The organism is Bradyrhizobium sp. CCGB01 (genome assembly GCF_024199795.1).
In the GTDB taxonomy this organism is placed as follows: domain Bacteria; phylum Pseudomonadota; class Alphaproteobacteria; order Rhizobiales; family Xanthobacteraceae; genus Bradyrhizobium.
The window spans coordinates 1,967,144-1,983,841 of sequence record NZ_JANADK010000001.1 but is presented as its reverse complement, the minus strand read 5'-3'; the positions used below and the strand labels follow the sequence as shown (position 1 = coordinate 1,983,841).

Below are 16,698 nucleotides of genomic sequence, written 5' to 3'. Positions count from 1 at the left end.
CCAGCTGGGCGTTACAGCCGTTCCCTCGCGTCTGTAATGGACTTCGCAGCTGTCACTTGCGAAATTGGTCAAGCATCACGGCAACGACAATGATCGCGCCCTTGAGAAGCTGCTGGTAGTAGGAAGACACGCCCATCAGATCCATGCCGTTATTGATCGTTCCAATGATAAGTGCGCCGAACAACGTCCCGACTAACGAACCGCGCCCTCCTGCGAGACTAGTCCCGCCGATCACCACGGCTGCAATTGCGTCGAGTTCGTAGCCAATGCCCGCTTGCGGAAGTGCGGCAGTGGTGCGGGACGTGAGCACCAGACCGGCAAGTCCGGCGAGAAGGCCTGAGATCACGTAGGTGGATGCAATGACGCTCTGGGTCGAGATGCCGCTCGTCCTAGCGGCCTTATCGTTCCCACCCACGGCGTACACATAGCGTCCGAAGGTTGTGTAAGAGAGCACCACCCACCCGATGGCAAACACCAGAAAGAGGATCAAGACTGGTACCGGAACGCCCGCAACGCTGCCACCGCCGATCCAGCGAAATGACTCCGAGAGGTTGGGAACAGGGCGCCCCTCGGAGAAGATGAGCGTCAAGCCGCGAGCCATACTCAGCATTCCGAGCGTAGCGACGAAGGGCGGAACATTGAATGTCGTCACGATGACGCCGTTCACCAAGCCCAACGCCGCCCCCGTTCCCAACCCCGCCAGAATCGCCCAGAGGACGAAATGCTGGTTGGTCGAGGTCACAAGGCTGGCAGCGATCATACCCGCAAGGGCCATCACGGAGCCGACCGAAAGGTCGATGCCTTTTGTCAGGATGACGAACGTCACCCCGATCGCCAAAACGCCATTTATCGAGGATTGTCGCAGCAGGTTCACCCAATTCAGCCATGTCATGAAGTATTCGTTGGCCACGGCGAAGAACGCCGAAATCACCACGAACACGATGACGATACTGAACGACTTCAGGTATGGTCCTACAGCAGCAATACTTTTGGATCGGGCACCCGTCGCGACGTTGCTTATTACGTTGGTCACCATATCCACTCCTCGCTTCGACCGCATTCGCACGCCAATTCTTGAAAGGCCCTTCGATCCGCTCAACTGGCGAGATCTGTCAGCATCTGCTGGGTTGTCTCGTGCCCGTCGACGACATGATCGAGCCGTCCTTGCCGAAACACGGCAATTCGATCGCTGATTTGGAGGATTTCGGGCGCTTCGGATGAGACCACAAGCACCCCATTGCCCTTGGCCGCGAACTCGCGGAGAAAGGCGTAGATCTCCTGCTTCGAACCCTCGTCGATTCCTCGTGTTGGCTCGTCGCATATCAGCAGACGTGGATTGGTCAGGAGACAGCGTGCGAAAACCACCTTCTGCTGGTTTCCGCCGCTAAGCGTCTCCACGGCGACGTTTGGAGATGCCGCCTTGATCCGATGTAACCGCATCATCCGATCGGTCGCAGCCGCCTCCGCCTTGCGGCGGACAAATCCGCTGACGGCGCGAAGCGCCAGCGATGACAAGGCAATGTTGTGGGCAATGGAGGCACAAAGAACGAGCCCGGTATCCTTCCGATCTTCCGGAACCATGGCCATGCCTTGTTGGATGCACTTCTTGGGACTGCCCGGATCGACCCGTTTCCCATCGAGGAAGACATCGCCGGCGGTCGGCGCGTGGATGCCATAGATCGTTTCCAAGAACTCAGTCCGACCCGAGCCAAGCAAACCGTAGATGCCCAGAACTTCTCCTGCAGCGACGGTCACAGAGATGTTCTTGAAGTGAGATCCGCGCGACAACGAGCGCACCTCGAGCAGGACTGGCGCGCCTTCGTTCGGTTTCCCCTTTTCGACAGACTTGATTTCGTGCCCAACGATCTGAGTAACGAGATGATTGCGGTCGATCGAGGAAATTGCTCCGCTTTCGATGAACCGGCCATCGCGGAAAACCGTGTATTCGTCCGCGATCTCGAAAATTTCGGTCAACTTGTGCGAGACGTAGATAATCGCAGATCCACGCGCCTTTATCCGCATCAGCGCATTGAAGAGGATGTGCACCTCGTGCTCGCCGATGGCCGAGGTTGGCTCGTCCATAATGACAATGTCCGCACGGTGGCTAAGCGCCTTCGCAATCTCGACGAGCTGGATCTGGGCCAGGCTCAAGTCTCGCATGCGGGCGCCGACGGGAACGTCGAACTCGAGGTCATCCAGAATCCGTCTTGCGGCCTGCCGCATCTTCGGGAAGTCGACCACAAGGCCGCCGATCTTCGGCTCTCTCCCCAAGTAGATGTTCTCGGCCACAGTCATCTCGGGAACTGGAGACAGTTCCTGAGTGATAATGGTCACGCCATGGCGCAGAGCATCCGCGGCACTCCTGAAATCAACGGCCACCCCGTCGATGCGAATGCTGCCTTCGTCGCGATGCAACAAGCCCATCACGATGTTCAGGAAGGTCGACTTGCCGGCGCCGTTACCGCCACAGAGCGCGTGGACGGTTCCGCGCTTGAGGACAAGCCGGCCATCGCGAAGCGCTGGAACGCCATTGAAAGACTTCGCGATTCCGTGCGCCACCAATAACGGCTCGTCTCGCGGGCCGAGGGCGACATAGTCGCGGCCTTCCGGATTTGACCCGGTCGACAAATGCATCGGTTTCCTCCAGAGGCGTCTTCGATCGCGCCCTGTCGAGATATGAGGTCATACCTTATACCTGTTGTCAACCGAGATCATACCTCCTACCTTGTGGATGTTCGTTGGTTTGGGCTGGTCGCGCGGTGCCTTATGTGTTCGCTATGCCCGCAACGGCCAAAAATTAGAGCTGCGAGCGACCGATGGAGCGAATTGAGAACAAGAAACTACCCACGCGTGTCGAAGTCGCGTTGAATTACATCACGGGCGAGATCGCCAACGGTAATCTAAATCCCGGCGACAAGTTGCCCAATGAGAAGGAGCTCGCAGAGAAGCTTGGCATCAGCCGCACCCCTATCCGCGAGGCTATGAAGACGCTTGCGGTTTCGGGACTGATCGAAACTCGACATGGGCACGGCAACTATATCCGGAAGGATGAAGGCACCGCCGTGATGCCGCTGATGATGTTTCAGCTCTATCTTCAAGATTCCACTCCCGAGATGTTGATGGAGCTTCGATACATCTTCGACCGCAATTGCGCAGAGCTGGCCTCAACAAGACGTACCCAACGAGATCTGGCGGTCATGAGAGAGAGCATTGACCGACTTAAGGCTCTCTCCGACGATCCCCATTCGCCGGTCGACAAATTGCTGGAAGCCGATCTTGACTTCCACCGCGCAGTCTATGCTGCAGCGGGCAACAAGCTCATCGTGGTGGTCGCTGATTTCGTTTTGAACATGGTTGCCCCCTGGATCCGCAAATCGCTGGAGGTCAGCGGACGCTACCGTGCCGTTGGCCTACACGAAAAGATGTATGCAATGATCCGAGATCAGCAGACGGGCATGCTCAGTCGGGAAAGCGTGGAAGCCAACATGGAGCACTTCATGTCGTCCTTGAAGATTCCCGCGGCATAGCGCCTGTGACAACGTGGATTCAAGTTAAGCTTCGGCCCAATAAGTCCACTGCGAGATGGCTGGATCTTCGCATATCGATCCCACATTCGTCTTGCGAGCACAGAGCTCATGCACGCTTCATTGAGGCCAATTCGTCCCGCGAAGAGCGCCCCGCATGATCGCAGGTCTAAGCCTGATTCTGTTCTGTCAATTGGTCGGCGAAGTAGTTGTGCGCGGGCTCGGTCTGCCGATGCCAGGACCGGTGCTCGGCATGGCATTGCTGCTGCTGCTTCTCTTGACTCGAGATCACTTCATCGCCCTTAGCCATGGCCCATTGCGGAACGATGCAGTTGAGCGAACGGGCCGCGGCCTGCTCGCTCATCTATCTCTCATGTTCATTCCTGCTGGCGTAGGCGTCGTGAAGAAACTCGACTTGATTATCGAGCATGGAGCCGCAATTTTAGTAACGCTGTCGGCGTCGGTGGTGGTCACTCTGCTCGCGACGGTCGCTACTTTCCTCGCGATCAGCCGGCTTGTCGCGAAACGCCAAACAGAGCCATGAACGCAGCCTCATTCTCGCTGTGGGTCTATCTCTCGCAGTCGCCACTGCTTTGGTTGACCGTGACACTCTCGACCTATGCAGTCACTGACAGCCTCTCGCTCGCGACGCACAGGCATCCTCTGGCGAATCCGGTACTTCATTCGATCTGGATTATCGGCGCATTCCTGCTCATTACTGGCACCTCCTACACCACTTATTTTGCCGGCGCGCAGTTCGTTCACTTCCTGCTCGGGCCAGCCACGGTGGCGCTCGCGGTGCCGCTCTACGACAATCGAAAGCGGGTGATCGCAGCGATCGTGCCGATGATGATCTCGCTAGTGGTCGGCTCAATTACGGCAATCCTGTCCGTCGTTCTGTTTGCCAAAGCTTTCGGCCTGCCGCATGCCGTCATTCTGTCGCTTGCGCCGAAATCAGTGACGGCCGGTGTCGCTATGGGGATCAGCGAATCCCTACACGCCGATCCGTCGTTTACCGCGGTGTCCGTCGTGCTCACCGGCATCATGGGCGCGATCATCGTCACGCCGCTAATGAATTGGGCAGCGATCACTGATTTTCGCGCGCGCGGCTTCGCGGTTGGCATCGCTGCGCACGGCATCGGCACAGCACGCGCGTTCCAGGTCGACGAGGTGGCTGGCGTGTTCTCCGGAATCGCCATGGGCCTCAATGCGCTCGTGACGTCGCTATTGGTCCCGCTCGCGGTGACCTTACTGCTGCGGTGAGGCCCTTCGCCTGCCAGATCTCGCTTGTTTAGACAGCGGCGCTTTTAAACCACGGAACGCACGACATCGTGGGCGATCGAATTTCTTCGTGTCTAGTTAGGATGGCGATCGAGGCAGCAAATGCAGCTGCTCGAACACGACGCGTACATAAAGTGCGCTCGTCCTCGAAGCCCTTGATGCTCGTCGGCGCACCGGCAAAAGGCTGAATGCCGAGCGCAAAGGTCGCTGCTCGGCCTACGTTGGAGCGGCTGGGTAATCTCCAGCTAAAGTGCTCGCGCGAAATTGGCGAAGAACTCGTCGGCGAGTTTCTTGGCCGTGCCGTTGACGAGCCGCTGTCCCAATTGCGCAAGCTTTCCACCGATTTGCGCCTCGACCTGATAGGTCAACAGCGTGCCATCATCCCGCTCAAGCAGATTAACCTTTGCGCCACCTTTCGCGAAGCCTGCGACACCGCCCTCCCCCTCTCCAACGATATTATAGCTCCTTGGCGGATCGAGGTCGGTCAGGGTAACCCTACCTTTGAATCGCGCGGAGACAGGTCCCACCTTCATTTTTGCGACGGCACGAAACCCTTGATCGTCGATCCTCTCCAACTCTTCGCATCCGGCCGACTGCGGTCTCCCTTGACATCGGTCATCGCCTCTCCAATCACCAGGTTCATTGCCTGCACACGCGCGAGGAACTGTGTGAATCGCGCATGGTAGTGCGTGCCGTATTTTCCATCCAAATCGTACGTTACCGAGTGCAGCGAGTTGAGTGCATCCATGCCCACGCAGCGCTGGAAGCACGTTCCTGTCAGCTGCCCAAGACGGCGTTGCATCTTGTTTTGCATTACGAGATCGGCGGGGCTGGCGGAAACATGGAGGAACCGGTTCACGTTCCCGCCGGTGAGTGGCGAGACTGCGGACGCGAGGGCCGGATTTTCGTTCGCCAGGTCATACGTTTTTGCCACTGCATTGATCGAAGGTCGAATCATAGAATTGTCGACCGGCTCATCGACCAGCTTGCCCATCAGATACACGGTCAATCTACGTCCGCGGAGGCTCTCGATGTATTCAGCCCCAGTGCTAATCGGATTGAGCAACCCTGCTGAGCTCACTGCGACAACTTCCTGGTCCATCAAGATGCCTCCTTACATGCGGGCCTATGACATATCCGCGTCCGGGCCCGGCTCCAACTTGCTCAACCCTTCTTCACCAACGGGCAAGCGCTATCCTTGAGCGGACGGAAGGCCTGATCGCCCGGGATCACTTCGCGGAGCTTGTAGAAATCCCAATCGCCCTTCGATTCCGACGGCTTCTTGACTTCGTATACGTACATGTCGTGCACCATGCGCCCATCCTCTCGAATACGCCCGCTCTTGGCAAAAAAATCATTGATGGGCATCTCACGCATCTTTTTCATGACCGCCTGCGCTTCGTCGGTGCCAGCGGCTTCCACCGCGCGGAGATAGTGCATGGTCGATGAATAGTCGCCGGCGTCCCCCATATGTGGCATTACTTTCATCCTGTCGAAGAACCGCTTCGACCATGCGCGCGTCTCATCGTCGCGATCCCAATAGAAGGCGTTCGTCAATACCAATCCTTGGGCGACCGGAAGACCGAGGACCTTAATGTCAGTTTCCCAGACGAGGAGGCCAGCCAACGCTTGGCGCTGTTGAATTCCAAATTCCTGCGCGGACTTGATCGAGTTTACCAACACGTTGCCGGATCCTGCCAACGCCACGACCTGCGCTTTCGACGACTGCGCTTGCAACAGGAACGAGGACTGATCGAAGGACTCAGGCGGGTATCGCGTCGATCCAACGACTTCACCACCCATCGCCTTCACGACAGTTGAAGTGTCGGCTTCGAGAGCATGTCCGAACGCATAGTCCGCTGTCAGGAAGTACCAGGACTTCTTGCCTTCCTTCGCCAGCGCGGTCCCGGTTCCGCGTGCGAGCGCATACGTGTCGTAGGAATAGTGTATGCTGTTCGGCGTACACGCATCGCCGGTCAGACGAGACGATCCGGAGCCGTTTATGATAGCGATCCGGTTTTTGTCCTTCGCCACGCCGGAGACGGTAAGCGCGATTGAGGAGTTGATGAGGTTGCCGATCACGTCGACCTTCTCGACGTCGAACCATTTTCGCGCCAGCGCGGAAGCCGTGTCGGGCTTGTTCTGATGATCGGCGACGATGACCTCAATCGGCTTTCCGAGAACTTTGCCGCCAAAATCTTCGACGGCCATCTTGATTGCAGTCACCGCGCCTTCACCCGATTCGTGCGAGAACTGCCCGGACATGTCGGTTAGCACACCTATCTTCACGACATCGTCTGAGACCGCGACCGTCTGAGCACTGGCGCCAAAGCTCATCATCAGGATCGCCGCCGCAATCAGGCCACTTTCCACTTCCCGCTTCATGTCATTCCTCCCGGATAATCTCGTTTCCGATCCTGCTTTTATTACTAGCATAACTAGACTGTGGTTACATGCATAACTAGACTTATTTTTTCACGGAGTCAATCGCGCCACCGTGCTACAGATGCGCAACTTTTCAAGGCTGTCCGGTCGTGGCGGCTGTGTGAGCGGACCGATCGGATGCCTGTCGCTGCTAAAATCCAAAAGCCTATAACCTCGGCCAAACACAAGGCGCCGGCGACGGCGACCCGTACGGCTGCTGGACGAACGGAACGCAACTGCTCTGTCGCTCGTACGTTGGACATCGTCTCCGACGCATGGGCTTTCCTGATCATCCGCGAGGCATTCTTCGGGACACAGACGTTCGAAGCCTTTCGATCGGCGCTCGGCATTCCCCGGGCTACTCTGACTGATCGGCTCAAAAAGCTGACGCAGCTCGCGATCTTCCGCCAAGTTGCGCCCGGCTCCTCACAAAGGAAGGAGTACAGGCTGACGAAAATGGGCTTCGACCTCTATCCGAGCTTTATAGCTCTCATGCAGTTCGGCGACCGTTGGCTATCCAAAGGCAAGCCGCCGCCGCTGACGCTTGTCCACGCGACTTGCGGTTGCGAGAGTCACCCGATTGTCACGTGTTCCCATTGCAGTGAGAGCGTTGGAGCTCGGGACGCGAAGTATCGCGACGGCCCTGGCGCCGGCCGCAGTCCCGCCAAGCCTGGTCGCAACACACGGCGTCCCTCCGACGGAAGCCGCTTCGTGCTCGGCCGCCCAAGTTCGGTATCCCGCGCCCTCGAGATAATCGGCGACAAATGGAGCTTCATGGTCGTCCGGGAGGGTTTTTTTGGCAACCGCCGCTACGATAAGATCCTCAATGAACTCGCAATCGCGCCGAACATCCTGACGGATCGGCTGAATCGCTTAGTTGCCAACGGAGTGCTCCGCCGAAGACAGTACCAGAGTTCTCCCGACCGGTACGAATACCTCCTAACCGACATGGGTTTGGAGCTTTACGGTCCCTTCATCGCCATGCTGCGATGGGGAGATCGTTGGCTTTCGAAGGGAAAGCCGCCGCTCCTCCTCACGCACATCAAGTGCGGCCACGACTTTGATCCTGTCGTCGATTGCGACCGGTGCAAGACGCCGATCGTAGCTACCGACATGCGGTATCGTCTCGCCTACGACCCGAAATCCTTCGGCGCGCTTGGTCCGCGCTCCGTAGACTGACCGCCCGAGCCGCGCAAGCTTGATTGCTCAGAGCTTCGACGAGCTTGAAGCGCATGATCTTGCCAGATCCGGTTCGCGGAATTTCTGCCACGAGATGCGTGTACTCCGGGATCTTGTATGCGGAGAGCTGCGCCCTGCAATGCTCCAGCAGCCCGGGGATATCGAAAGCGCCATCCTTGGCTACCACGAAGAGGCACGGTACCTCGCCGAGTGTCGCGTGCCTGAGCCCGACGACTGCGCAATCCCTGACCTGAGGGTATTTCACGACGACTTCCTCGATCTCGGCCGGCGCGATGTTTTGACCGCCGCGAATGATCAGTTCTTTGATGCGGCCCGTGATCGTCAGATAGCCTGATGGATCCGATTTCGCGAGGTCGCCCGTATGGTACCAACCCTTGCGCAGCGCCGATGCTGTCTCCGCAGGCTTGTTGTGATAGCCTTGCATGAGGTTCGGTCCACGGACGATCAGTTCACCTTCCTCGCCGAACGGGACGTCTTCCAACGAGGATGGATCGACGATACGAACCGCGAGCCCGGGCACCGGGAGTCCGCAAGATCCCATCGGCCTGCCGCCGTGCAGCCAGTTCATCGTCACCATCGTGGAAGTCTCAGTGATGCCGTATCCGTCGAGGAGCCGTGTCTTGAAGCGGCTCTCGAAAGCCTCGTTCAGTGTTGCAGGCATGATCGCGCCTGCCGAGATGCACAGGCGCACGGCCCCCAAGCGTTCGATGCCAGCCTCCTGCGCGCGGAGCAGAAGGTAGTGGAACATCGTCGGCACGCCTGGCATGAGCGAGTATTTGCCAGTCTGCAGCAGTTCGAGCGCCTGCTGCGGCGAGAAGCGCTCCATGATGTGCTCACTGGCGCCGACAGCAAGGACCCCAAGCACGGAAAGGTTAAGGCCGTAGGAATGGAAGAGCGGAAGCGGCGACAGGATCACGTCCCTACTTGTCAATTCGCCGATCGGCGCCCAGCACGCTGCCGAAATCCACAGCATGCCGCGGATCGACAGCAGCACGCCCTTTGCCCGTCCCGTGGTGCCCGACGTGTAGATGATGAATGAGGACCGATCAATGTCATCCGGATCGAACGACGCGACACCGCGCGCCTTGGCGAGGTCCGCCATTGATACTCCGGCCCCGTCGGCATCATCCCCAGCGAAGATCACTGTCGGTGAGATATGCTGGTCCCGGCATATCTTTTCCAGCAGATCCTTGCGCGCGCCCGCGGTGACGACAAAACCGCAGTCTGCGTCTGTCAGGCGATAGCTGACCTCCCCCTCGGCCGCGTCAAAGCTAATCGGCACCACGACCGCGCCGGCGCGCAACGCGGCGAAGCAGGCTTCGATCCAGTCCACCCCATTCGGCAAGTAGATCACGAGCCTGTCGCCTTCGTTCAAGCCGGCCGTCGTCAGGTTCGCCGCGATCGAAGCAGTTCGGTCGGCGAGCTGCGCGTAGGTGACAGACCGCGTCGAATCCCAATACGCCACCTGTTCCGGTCGGCTCTTAGCGTGACGCTCGAGGAGCGTCGCGATCGGTGCGATCAGATCAACGTGCAGCATCGCCGCCTCCCATCAGACCATCGAATATCCGCCGTTCACGCTGATCACTTGACCAGTGATCCAGGCGCCGGCGTCGGAGGCGAGTAAACTTACCAGGGGAGCCACGTCTGAGGGCAGGCCTAGACGGCGAATGGCGTAGGCTTTGACCAGCTTGTCGCGATTGGCATCCACCCAGGACTTGTCGTGTGCGGTCTCGATCAGACCAAGCGAAATCGAATTGGCGGTCACGCCAGAGCGGCCCCATTCACGAGCCAGCGACTTCATCAACGCGATGGTGCCTGCGCGGGCGGCGGCCCCGAGCGCCAAACCGGACTCGCCGACCCGCGAGGAATCCCCCATGATAGATATGATGCGGCCGCAGCCCGATGCTTCAAGCAGCGGCCCTGCGCTGTGAGAGCAATTCAGGGCCCCGTAGAGACAGGTATCGATCTGCTTCTTCCACTCTTCGGGGGTGCTTTCGCTGAATCGCTTGCGGAACACCAATCCAGCATTGTTGACGAGTATGTCCAGACCGCCGAAGTCGCGCTTGATGTCAGCGACCATCTTCTTGACCACGTCCGCATCCGCGATGTCGGCCTGATAGGCTTTCGCCTTCCCGCCCGTCTTTTCGATCTCAGCGACGACAGCTTCTGCCTCGGCCTTCGAACTGTGGTAATTCACGGCGATGGACGCACCACGTTCCGCCAGCATCTTGCAGATCGCCGCACCGACGTCGCGGCCGCCTCCTGTCACCAGCGCTACTCGTCCCTTGAGATCAGTCATGATTTTCCCTTTGCTTTGAGCTTTGCGTTCTGGATGAGCCTGAAGATGCGTTCTGGCGTCATTGGAAGGATCGAGACGTCGATGTCGAAGGACGATAGTGCGTCGGCGATAGCGTTGGCGATCGCCGCCGGCGCTCCGATCGTGCCGCCTTCGCCCATGCCGCGGAATCCGCCCGACACCGCCGACTCGCTTTCGACGTGGACGACATCCATCATCGGAACTTCAGGTGCTGACGGAATCACGTAGTCGACAAGACTCGCGCTGAGAAGTTGTCCATCGTCGTCGTAGATCAGCTCCTCGAACAGCGCCGCTCCGATCCCTTGCGCTACCCCGCCGTGAACCTGACCATCCACGATCATCGGATTGATGATGCGGCCACAATCTTCGGCGACCACAAACTTGTGGATCTTCACGAAGCAGGTCGCCGGATCGATCTCGACCGCGGCGATGTGAGTTGCTGCCGCGGTCGTGCCGTTGATCGGATCATAAGTGTAGCTCGCCGTCAGTTCCTCCCGCGCGTCGACCGGCAGCGTCTTCATGTCGGAATAGACGGCCTTCGCGATCTGTTTGAAAGACACTGTGCGATCGGTGCCGAGTACTGTCACCCTGCCTTCGAAAACCTCGAGGTCATCCGCGTTGGCTTCGAGGAGATGCGATGCGACCCGCTTGATCTTCCCCTTCAAAATCTCGGAGGCATGCTTCGCAGCACCGCCGCCGAGTACCGCGCTACGGCTTGCGTAGGTCCCGGTCGACATCGGGACCTCGTCGCTATCGCCCTGGATGACACGAATGTCCTCAAAACTTGCACCGAGGTCGTCGGCGACGATCTGCGCCAAGGTCGTCTCGAGCCCCTGGCCATGGGAGGCGACGCCGAACGCTGCGGTGATACTTCCGGTCGAATCGATCGTGATCTTCGCGGTTTCCGAGCCCGTATTGATCGGCATACCCGGCGCCACGGCGATTCGTGAGCCGATGCCGGTCAATTCTGCGTACGAAGCGATGCCGATCCCGAAAAGTCGCCCGCGTTTGCGTGCCTCCAGCTGCTCCTTTCGAAGCTGATCGTAGCCCGCTGCCTCGGCGGCAGCCTCCAGGCATTCGACGAAACCGGTCTTGTCCCAAATGATACCGGACGCGATACGGTATGGAAATTCGTCAGCCCGCACCAGGTTGCGACGCCTGATCTCGAGGGGATCGATCCCAAGCGTCTTGGCGCCCATGTCCATCAGACGCTCGCAGACGAAGGTCGAAACCGGCCGGCCAACGCCACGGTAGGGACCGGTCGGCGGCTTGCACGTCGCAACGCCGCGAACCGCGCCACGATAGGATTGTATCTTATACGGGCCGGGCAGGAAGCTGACGACCTGCACTGGCTCCAGGCCGCAGGTCCACGGATAGATCGAGAAGGCGCCGACGTCGCCGATCACGTCTGCCTGCAGCGAGGTGGCCATACCGTTCGCGTCGAATCCCATCTCGGCATCAACGATCTCGGCAAAGGCCTGGCTGCTACTGCTGACGTCCTCGAGCCGGTCTGCCGTCCATTTGATCGATCGGCGCAGCTTGCGTGCGGCGATGCAGATCAGGAGCTCCTCCGGATACAGCGACCCCTTCGAACCGAAGCTACCGCCGACGTCGGGGGCGACCACCCTCAAGCGGTGCCCCGGAAGCGACAGCGATTCCGAGATGGCGTCGCGAACGATTCCCGGTATGTTCGACGACGTGTAGAGCGTGAGCGCGTCTCTTCGCCTCTCGTACTCGGCAGCGTAGCTGCGCGGCTCCATCGCGAGTGCCGCCTTGCGGGTCATCTCGAAACGCCCACCTACCCTCACCGCAGCGGCGGCTAGATCGGCCCTGACGTCCCCTTTTCTGAATTCGCGAGCGATCAGGACGTTAGTCCCAGCTTCTTCGTGTAGCAGAGCCGCATCGTCGGCGATCGCCGCCTCCGCGCGCGCGATCGGCTCCAACCGTTCGTAGTCGACCTCGATCAATTCGAGCGCGTCCTCGGCGAGATAGCGCGAGGTGGCGACGACGGCGGCGATGGCCTCTCCGACGTAACGCACCTTTCCGGAGGCGAGCGGCAGAATCGGGGTCGCGTAGTAATTCGGCATCCGCGAGAACGGGATGACCGGTTTGAAGTCGCCGGCAATCTCCTCCGCGGTCAGTACCGCCACGACAGCCGGCGACTCCAGAGCGGCAGCGGTGCCGACCCGCACAATTTTCGCGTGCGCCTGTGCGCTGCGCAGGAAGGCGATATGCAACGGGCGGTCCGGCCTTCGATCGGCCGTGTATTCACCGCTACCGACCAGCAAACGCGGATCCTCGGTACGCCTGATCGGCGCGCCGACGTTTTTCGGGCGCATCATGTCGAGCGAATTGGCGCGATGATCTCTATTCATAGCCGTCGCCACCTTTGCGCAAACCTTGCCATTGCGCATCGTCGTGTCCGCAGATGACGGTAGCACCGGACTTCTCGATCCGGCGGATCTCTGCGAACGTCTTCATCTGCTGGTCGACGTTCCAAGTGTTGCGGGGGGCCGCGTCCGCATCGAGGTTCTGGCGCAGGCTGACCGCATCAGACGCGAGCAGGAACTGGCCGGCCCGATCCAGGCTGACGAGCGCGCCCATCGTCCCGGGCGTGTGGCCCGGAAGCGGAACTAGCACCAAGGTGGCGTCGCCGAACAGATCTTTCTCGCCGTTTACGGGCTCGATGGGCTGTCCGTAATCCCAGTCGACTTTGAGGTATCCTGCGGTGTCGGCGCCAGGCGCCCTCGCCGCTTCAATCTCCTTGGCATGGGCAAAAATCGTCGCCTTGCGGAAGAACTGATTGCAGCCGCAATGGTCCGGATGAAAGTGCGAGTTGATGACGATGTCGATGTCGTCCGGCCCGAGGCCCGTGCAAGCCAGGTTCGGCAGCAAGGTCTCGTTCGCGCTCATAAGCGGTTTCATGACCTTGGCGAGCGATCCCCAGCGCTCCTCCGCATGGTCGACTACGGACGGATGACATCCAGTGTCGAACAGCACGTTACCCTGCTTGTGCCGGATCAACGCGCTGCTAACTGGAAGATCGATCGTCTCGTTCCGTTCTGCGTCGGCGACGTAGATGCTCTTCTTCATTCGCAGACGTCCGGCGGCGAGAAAATTCAGCTTCATAACTTTCTCTCCGAGCGCTTCGCAGCGGCGCTGCGGATCGCCGCCACTATGTTCTGGTAGCCCGTGCAGCGGCAAAGATTTCCGGAAAGACCCTCCCTGATCTCCTCGTCGGTCGCCAGCGGATATTTCCTGAGCAGGTCCTCGCCGGTCATCAGCATGCCGGGCGTGCAGTAGCCGCACTGAAGCCCGTGATGCTCGCGGAATTGCGATTGAAGGACGTTAAGCTCTTCGGGCGACCCCAGTCCTTCGACGGTCATGATATCGGCGCCGTCGGTCTGGACCGCCAGCATGAGGCAAGAGCGCGCGCTGTCGCCGTTCACAAGCACGGTACAGGCGCCGCAGACGCCATGCTCGCAGCCGACATGGGTTCCGGTGAGCCCCAGCCGATCGCGGAGGAAGTCGGACAACAGCATGCGAGGCTCGACGTCCCGGATAACGTATCGCTCTCCGTTTACTTTCACAGATATATCCGTCATGCCGCGTGCTCCTTTGATGCCAGAGCAGTGCGCAATGCGCGCTTGGACAGTTCCTTTAGGAGATGCGTGCGGTACTCGCCTGAAGCATGAAGATCGTCGTTCGGCAAAACCTTCGATGCGACGACCTCGGAAAAGAGCTCCGGAGCCTGTTCGTCAAGCGTCAGGGCGACGAGCTCCCGCTCAGCTTCCTTCAAGCGCAGCGGAGTGTCCGCGACACCCATTACCGCGATACGCGCGTCTTCGAGGCTTGAGCCCGAGCGACGAACGGAAAGAGCAACGCTTGCCAGCGCGAAATCGCCAAAGCGCCGCGCGATCTCCTCGAAGGCCCAACCATCGTGCTCGAGAATCGGAAATTCAGCTTCCACGACCATTTCGTCTGGCTCCAGACAACTCGTCAGGGCATCTATGAAGAACTCCTCCGCGGCGACAGCCCGCAGCCCATTCGGTCCCTGAATGGAGATCCTTGCATTGTAGAACGCCGATAGCATCGGCAGCTCGGCGGCGGGATCCGCATGGGACAGGCTGCCGCCGATCGTACCGCGATTGCGTATAGCCAGATGCGCCACGTGCCGCATCGCGGCCGCCATGACGGGAAGCCTTGAAGCGACGAGCGGTGAACATTCGAGATCGGAATGTCGCGTCAGCGCTCCGATCGCGATCCGATCCTCCCGGTCCTCGATGTAGGAAAGCCCGTCGATGCGGTTGAGATCTATCAGAACCGAAGGTCGCGCCATTCGGAAGTTCAGGAGCGGCAGCAGGCTCTGACCGCCGGCCAGCAGCTTTCCTTCTCCTTTCGAGGCGACAAGTGCCTCGATGGCGGCCTCCACCGTCGATGGCGAGACATAGTCAAACTTGGCAGGCTTCATGAGCCCTCTCCAAATCTCGAATCCTCACCATGCGAACTATTCTCCGAGAAAACGCGGCGCTCTCTTCTGCACGAAGGCCTCGCGGCCTTCCCGGAAGTCCTTACTGTCAGACGCTTCGTCGACGAGCCGCTGTGCTATCACGAGATCCATTGCTCCGTTACCCATGATGAGACCGTTCAGCATGAACTTAGCGCCGGCGATCGAGAGCGGCGCGTTGGCAGACAGGCGCTGAGCGAACTTCTCGGCGCTCGCGACGGCGTTGTCGTGAAGCTCATCGATCAAGCCCATTCGGATGGCTTGTTCTGCTTCGAAGCGGTCTGCCGAATAGAGTATCCGCTTGGCATTCGACAGGCCGGTGAGTGCGAGGAGGCGTTGCACGCTATTCACGCCATAAACGATAGAAAGCTTGGCCGCGGGAATGCCGATTGTGGCGTTGCGATCGGCGAAACGAAAATCGCAGGCGAGCGCGAGATGGCAACCGCCTCCCAGGCAGTAGCCAGTGATCGCGGCGATGACAGGCTTTCCCAGCGAGGCAATCGCCCCCGAGCAGGCATCGACCGCGACTTCGTATGCGGCGGCCTGATGGTGGTCTTCTCTGATGCGTTCGAATTCTGAGATGTCGGCGCCGACGGAAAAGTCCTTGGCCGAGCCACGAAGAATGACGCCGCGAACATCCCGATCGCTGGCAAAGCCCAAGAAGATGTCGGCCAGTTCGCGCCACATCGCAAGCGTCACGGCATTCCTTACCGATGGACGGTTCAGAACGACGTGCGCAACGTTATCTCGCCGCTCGACACGAATTTCCTCCACCATTGCCTCTCTGACGCTAAGACGGGTTCGGACCAATCGACGAAGGGCGGGCAGACCCATTACTTGCATAACTAGACTGATTTTTTTCGCGGCGTCAAGCCCCCCGGCTTGCGAGCTGGATGTGGAGCCTCAAGAGGTTGCCCTGGTCAGCCCACTGCTTATCGGCGTTTGTAGATCGATACCGCGTGGGCTTCTGCCAGTTGCATTGATACCGCCGGCAGCTCTTGTGCGCGCCATTCTGATCTTGGATGGGCCTTGGCCTAAGCACATTCCCGAAGTGCGGTCTGATGAAGCGCACAGCCTTGCCGTTTGTTCTAGGCGTGTAGGTGAAATCCGCCCGACCATCAGATCATCCGGAACGAGTTCGCCCCGCTCCATGATCCGTCACGAATTGCGGACGGTCGGAAGCAAAAAGCCGAGACAGTGAAGGCGGTCTGCCGAACTAAAATTGTGCAGCAAGCCGATGCCTGAAGCTAATTCCCCTTAGCCCTGGCGCATCGTACAGAAATGACGTGAGTCAAATGGAGTTCAACGGAGCGATAAGCTTCAGTTAGGAACCCTATCAGCTGACGAACTAACTCCGTTTGCTACCAGACCTTATCAGTCGTTTAAGGAGCTATCGCGCGGTTGAGCAGCTAGCCAATGCGGCCGGAGCTAATTGTGCATTAGGT

General features: G+C 59.3%; 15 protein-coding genes and 1 pseudogene. 4 read left to right on the top strand and 12 right to left on the bottom strand.

The features are described from left to right. Positions 1-52 precede the first annotated feature (52 nt). Entirely contained in the window at positions 53-1,036 is a 984-nt protein-coding gene (locus NLM25_RS08920; protein ID WP_254116507.1) for an ABC transporter permease, read from the bottom strand. 59 nt (positions 1,037-1,095) lie between these two features. After that, positions 1,096-2,634, bottom strand: a complete 1,539-nt coding sequence (locus NLM25_RS08915) for a sugar ABC transporter ATP-binding protein (RefSeq protein WP_254136671.1) — start codon at positions 2,632-2,634, stop codon at positions 1,096-1,098. Positions 2,635-2,816: 182 nt separating this feature from the next. Between NLM25_RS08915 and NLM25_RS08910 the strand changes: the two genes are divergently transcribed. The 3 genes from NLM25_RS08910 (at position 2,817) to NLM25_RS08900 (ending at position 4,787) form a co-directional block, all read left to right on the top strand. Beyond that, entirely contained in the window at positions 2,817-3,527 is a 711-nt protein-coding gene (locus tag NLM25_RS08910) for a FadR/GntR family transcriptional regulator (protein ID WP_254136670.1), read from the top strand. 154 nt (positions 3,528-3,681) lie between these two features. After that, the gene (locus NLM25_RS08905) at positions 3,682-4,068 is read left to right on the top strand and encodes a CidA/LrgA family protein (protein ID WP_254116504.1); all 387 of its coding nucleotides are present in this window, start codon (positions 3,682-3,684) and stop codon (positions 4,066-4,068) included. Beyond that, positions 4,065-4,787, top strand: a complete 723-nt coding sequence (locus NLM25_RS08900) for an LrgB family protein (RefSeq protein ID WP_254136669.1) — start codon at positions 4,065-4,067, stop codon at positions 4,785-4,787. Before NLM25_RS08905 ends, NLM25_RS08900 begins: the two co-directional genes overlap by 4 nt. A 263-nt stretch (positions 4,788-5,050) precedes the next feature. Here the strand turns inward: NLM25_RS08900 and NLM25_RS08895 are convergent, their stop codons facing one another. The 3 genes and pseudogenes from NLM25_RS08895 to NLM25_RS08885 form a co-directional block, all read right to left on the bottom strand. Beyond that, positions 5,051-5,479, bottom strand: a complete 429-nt coding sequence (locus NLM25_RS08895; protein ID WP_375167881.1) for a CoxG family protein — start codon at positions 5,477-5,479, stop codon at positions 5,051-5,053. Continuing rightward, positions 5,443-5,799: pseudogene (locus NLM25_RS08890) on the bottom strand (4-hydroxyphenylacetate 3-hydroxylase N-terminal domain-containing protein); the annotation flags it as partial. The pseudogene NLM25_RS08890 and the gene NLM25_RS08895, both read right to left, overlap by 37 nt. Before the next feature lie 170 nt (positions 5,800-5,969). Beyond that, positions 5,970-7,190: an ABC transporter substrate-binding protein gene (locus NLM25_RS08885; RefSeq protein ID WP_375167823.1), complete on the bottom strand. Its 1,221-nt coding sequence runs from the start codon at positions 7,188-7,190 to the stop codon at positions 5,970-5,972. Positions 7,191-7,484: 294 nt separating this feature from the next. Between NLM25_RS08885 and NLM25_RS08880 the strand changes: the two genes are divergently transcribed. Then, positions 7,485-8,408, top strand: coding sequence for a helix-turn-helix domain-containing protein (locus NLM25_RS08880; RefSeq protein WP_254136668.1), 924 nt, complete (start codon positions 7,485-7,487; stop codon positions 8,406-8,408). On the opposite strand, the gene NLM25_RS08875 is transcribed toward NLM25_RS08880, so the two are convergent. Genes NLM25_RS08875 through NLM25_RS08845 form a run of 7 tightly spaced genes read right to left on the bottom strand, consistent with a single transcriptional unit; the run spans position 8,335 to position 16,030 of the window. Next, a complete protein-coding gene (locus tag NLM25_RS08875; protein ID WP_254136667.1) occupies positions 8,335-9,966 on the bottom strand; it encodes a class I adenylate-forming enzyme family protein in 1,632 nt (543 codons plus the stop codon). The genes NLM25_RS08880 and NLM25_RS08875 overlap by 74 nt on opposite strands. A 12-nt stretch (positions 9,967-9,978) precedes the next feature. Next, the gene (locus NLM25_RS08870) at positions 9,979-10,728 is read right to left on the bottom strand and encodes an SDR family NAD(P)-dependent oxidoreductase (protein WP_254116498.1); all 750 of its coding nucleotides are present in this window, start codon (positions 10,726-10,728) and stop codon (positions 9,979-9,981) included. Further along, complete coding sequence (locus NLM25_RS08865) at positions 10,725-13,160, bottom strand: xanthine dehydrogenase family protein molybdopterin-binding subunit (protein WP_254116497.1); 2,436 nt, start codon at positions 13,158-13,160, stop codon at positions 10,725-10,727. The genes NLM25_RS08870 and NLM25_RS08865 overlap by 4 nt, the downstream gene beginning before the upstream one ends. Further along, positions 13,114-13,875, bottom strand: coding sequence for an N-acyl homoserine lactonase family protein (locus NLM25_RS08860; protein WP_254136666.1), 762 nt, complete (start codon positions 13,873-13,875; stop codon positions 13,114-13,116). The genes NLM25_RS08865 and NLM25_RS08860 overlap by 47 nt, the downstream gene beginning before the upstream one ends. Then, the gene (locus tag NLM25_RS08855; RefSeq protein WP_254116495.1) at positions 13,872-14,351 is read right to left on the bottom strand and encodes a (2Fe-2S)-binding protein; all 480 of its coding nucleotides are present in this window, start codon (positions 14,349-14,351) and stop codon (positions 13,872-13,874) included. The genes NLM25_RS08860 and NLM25_RS08855 overlap by 4 nt, the downstream gene beginning before the upstream one ends. After that, complete coding sequence (locus NLM25_RS08850; protein ID WP_254136665.1) at positions 14,348-15,217, bottom strand: xanthine dehydrogenase family protein subunit M; 870 nt, start codon at positions 15,215-15,217, stop codon at positions 14,348-14,350. Before NLM25_RS08850 ends, NLM25_RS08855 begins: the two co-directional genes overlap by 4 nt. Positions 15,218-15,253: 36 nt before the next feature. Then, positions 15,254-16,030, bottom strand: a complete 777-nt coding sequence (locus tag NLM25_RS08845; RefSeq protein WP_256570672.1) for an enoyl-CoA hydratase/isomerase family protein — start codon at positions 16,028-16,030, stop codon at positions 15,254-15,256. Positions 16,031-16,698 lie beyond the last annotated feature (668 nt).

Coding starts and splice junctions, on each gene's coding strand:
- NLM25_RS08845 (WP_256570672.1), bottom strand. CDS start 16,030: ATGGTGGAGGAAATTCGTGTCGAGCGGCGAGATAACGTTGCGCACGTC.
- NLM25_RS08885 (WP_375167823.1), bottom strand. CDS start 7,190: ATGAAGCGGGAAGTGGAAAGTGGCCTGATTGCGGCGGCGATCCTGATG.
- NLM25_RS08920 (WP_254116507.1), bottom strand. CDS start 1,036: ATGGTGACCAACGTAATAAGCAACGTCGCGACGGGTGCCCGATCCAAA.
- NLM25_RS08865 (WP_254116497.1), bottom strand. CDS start 13,160: ATGCGCAATGGCAAGGTTTGCGCAAAGGTGGCGACGGCTATGAATAGA.
- NLM25_RS08900 (WP_254136669.1), top strand. CDS start 4,065: ATGAACGCAGCCTCATTCTCGCTGTGGGTCTATCTCTCGCAGTCGCCA.
- NLM25_RS08875 (WP_254136667.1), bottom strand. CDS start 9,966: ATGCTGCACGTTGATCTGATCGCACCGATCGCGACGCTCCTCGAGCGT.
- NLM25_RS08855 (WP_254116495.1), bottom strand. CDS start 14,351: ATGACGGATATATCTGTGAAAGTAAACGGAGAGCGATACGTTATCCGG.
- NLM25_RS08915 (WP_254136671.1), bottom strand. CDS start 2,634: ATGCATTTGTCGACCGGGTCAAATCCGGAAGGCCGCGACTATGTCGCC.
- NLM25_RS08850 (WP_254136665.1), bottom strand. CDS start 15,217: ATGAAGCCTGCCAAGTTTGACTATGTCTCGCCATCGACGGTGGAGGCC.
- NLM25_RS08870 (WP_254116498.1), bottom strand. CDS start 10,728: ATGACTGATCTCAAGGGACGAGTAGCGCTGGTGACAGGAGGCGGCCGC.
- NLM25_RS08910 (WP_254136670.1), top strand. CDS start 2,817: ATGGAGCGAATTGAGAACAAGAAACTACCCACGCGTGTCGAAGTCGCG.
- NLM25_RS08905 (WP_254116504.1), top strand. CDS start 3,682: ATGATCGCAGGTCTAAGCCTGATTCTGTTCTGTCAATTGGTCGGCGAA.
- NLM25_RS08860 (WP_254136666.1), bottom strand. CDS start 13,875: ATGAAGCTGAATTTTCTCGCCGCCGGACGTCTGCGAATGAAGAAGAGC.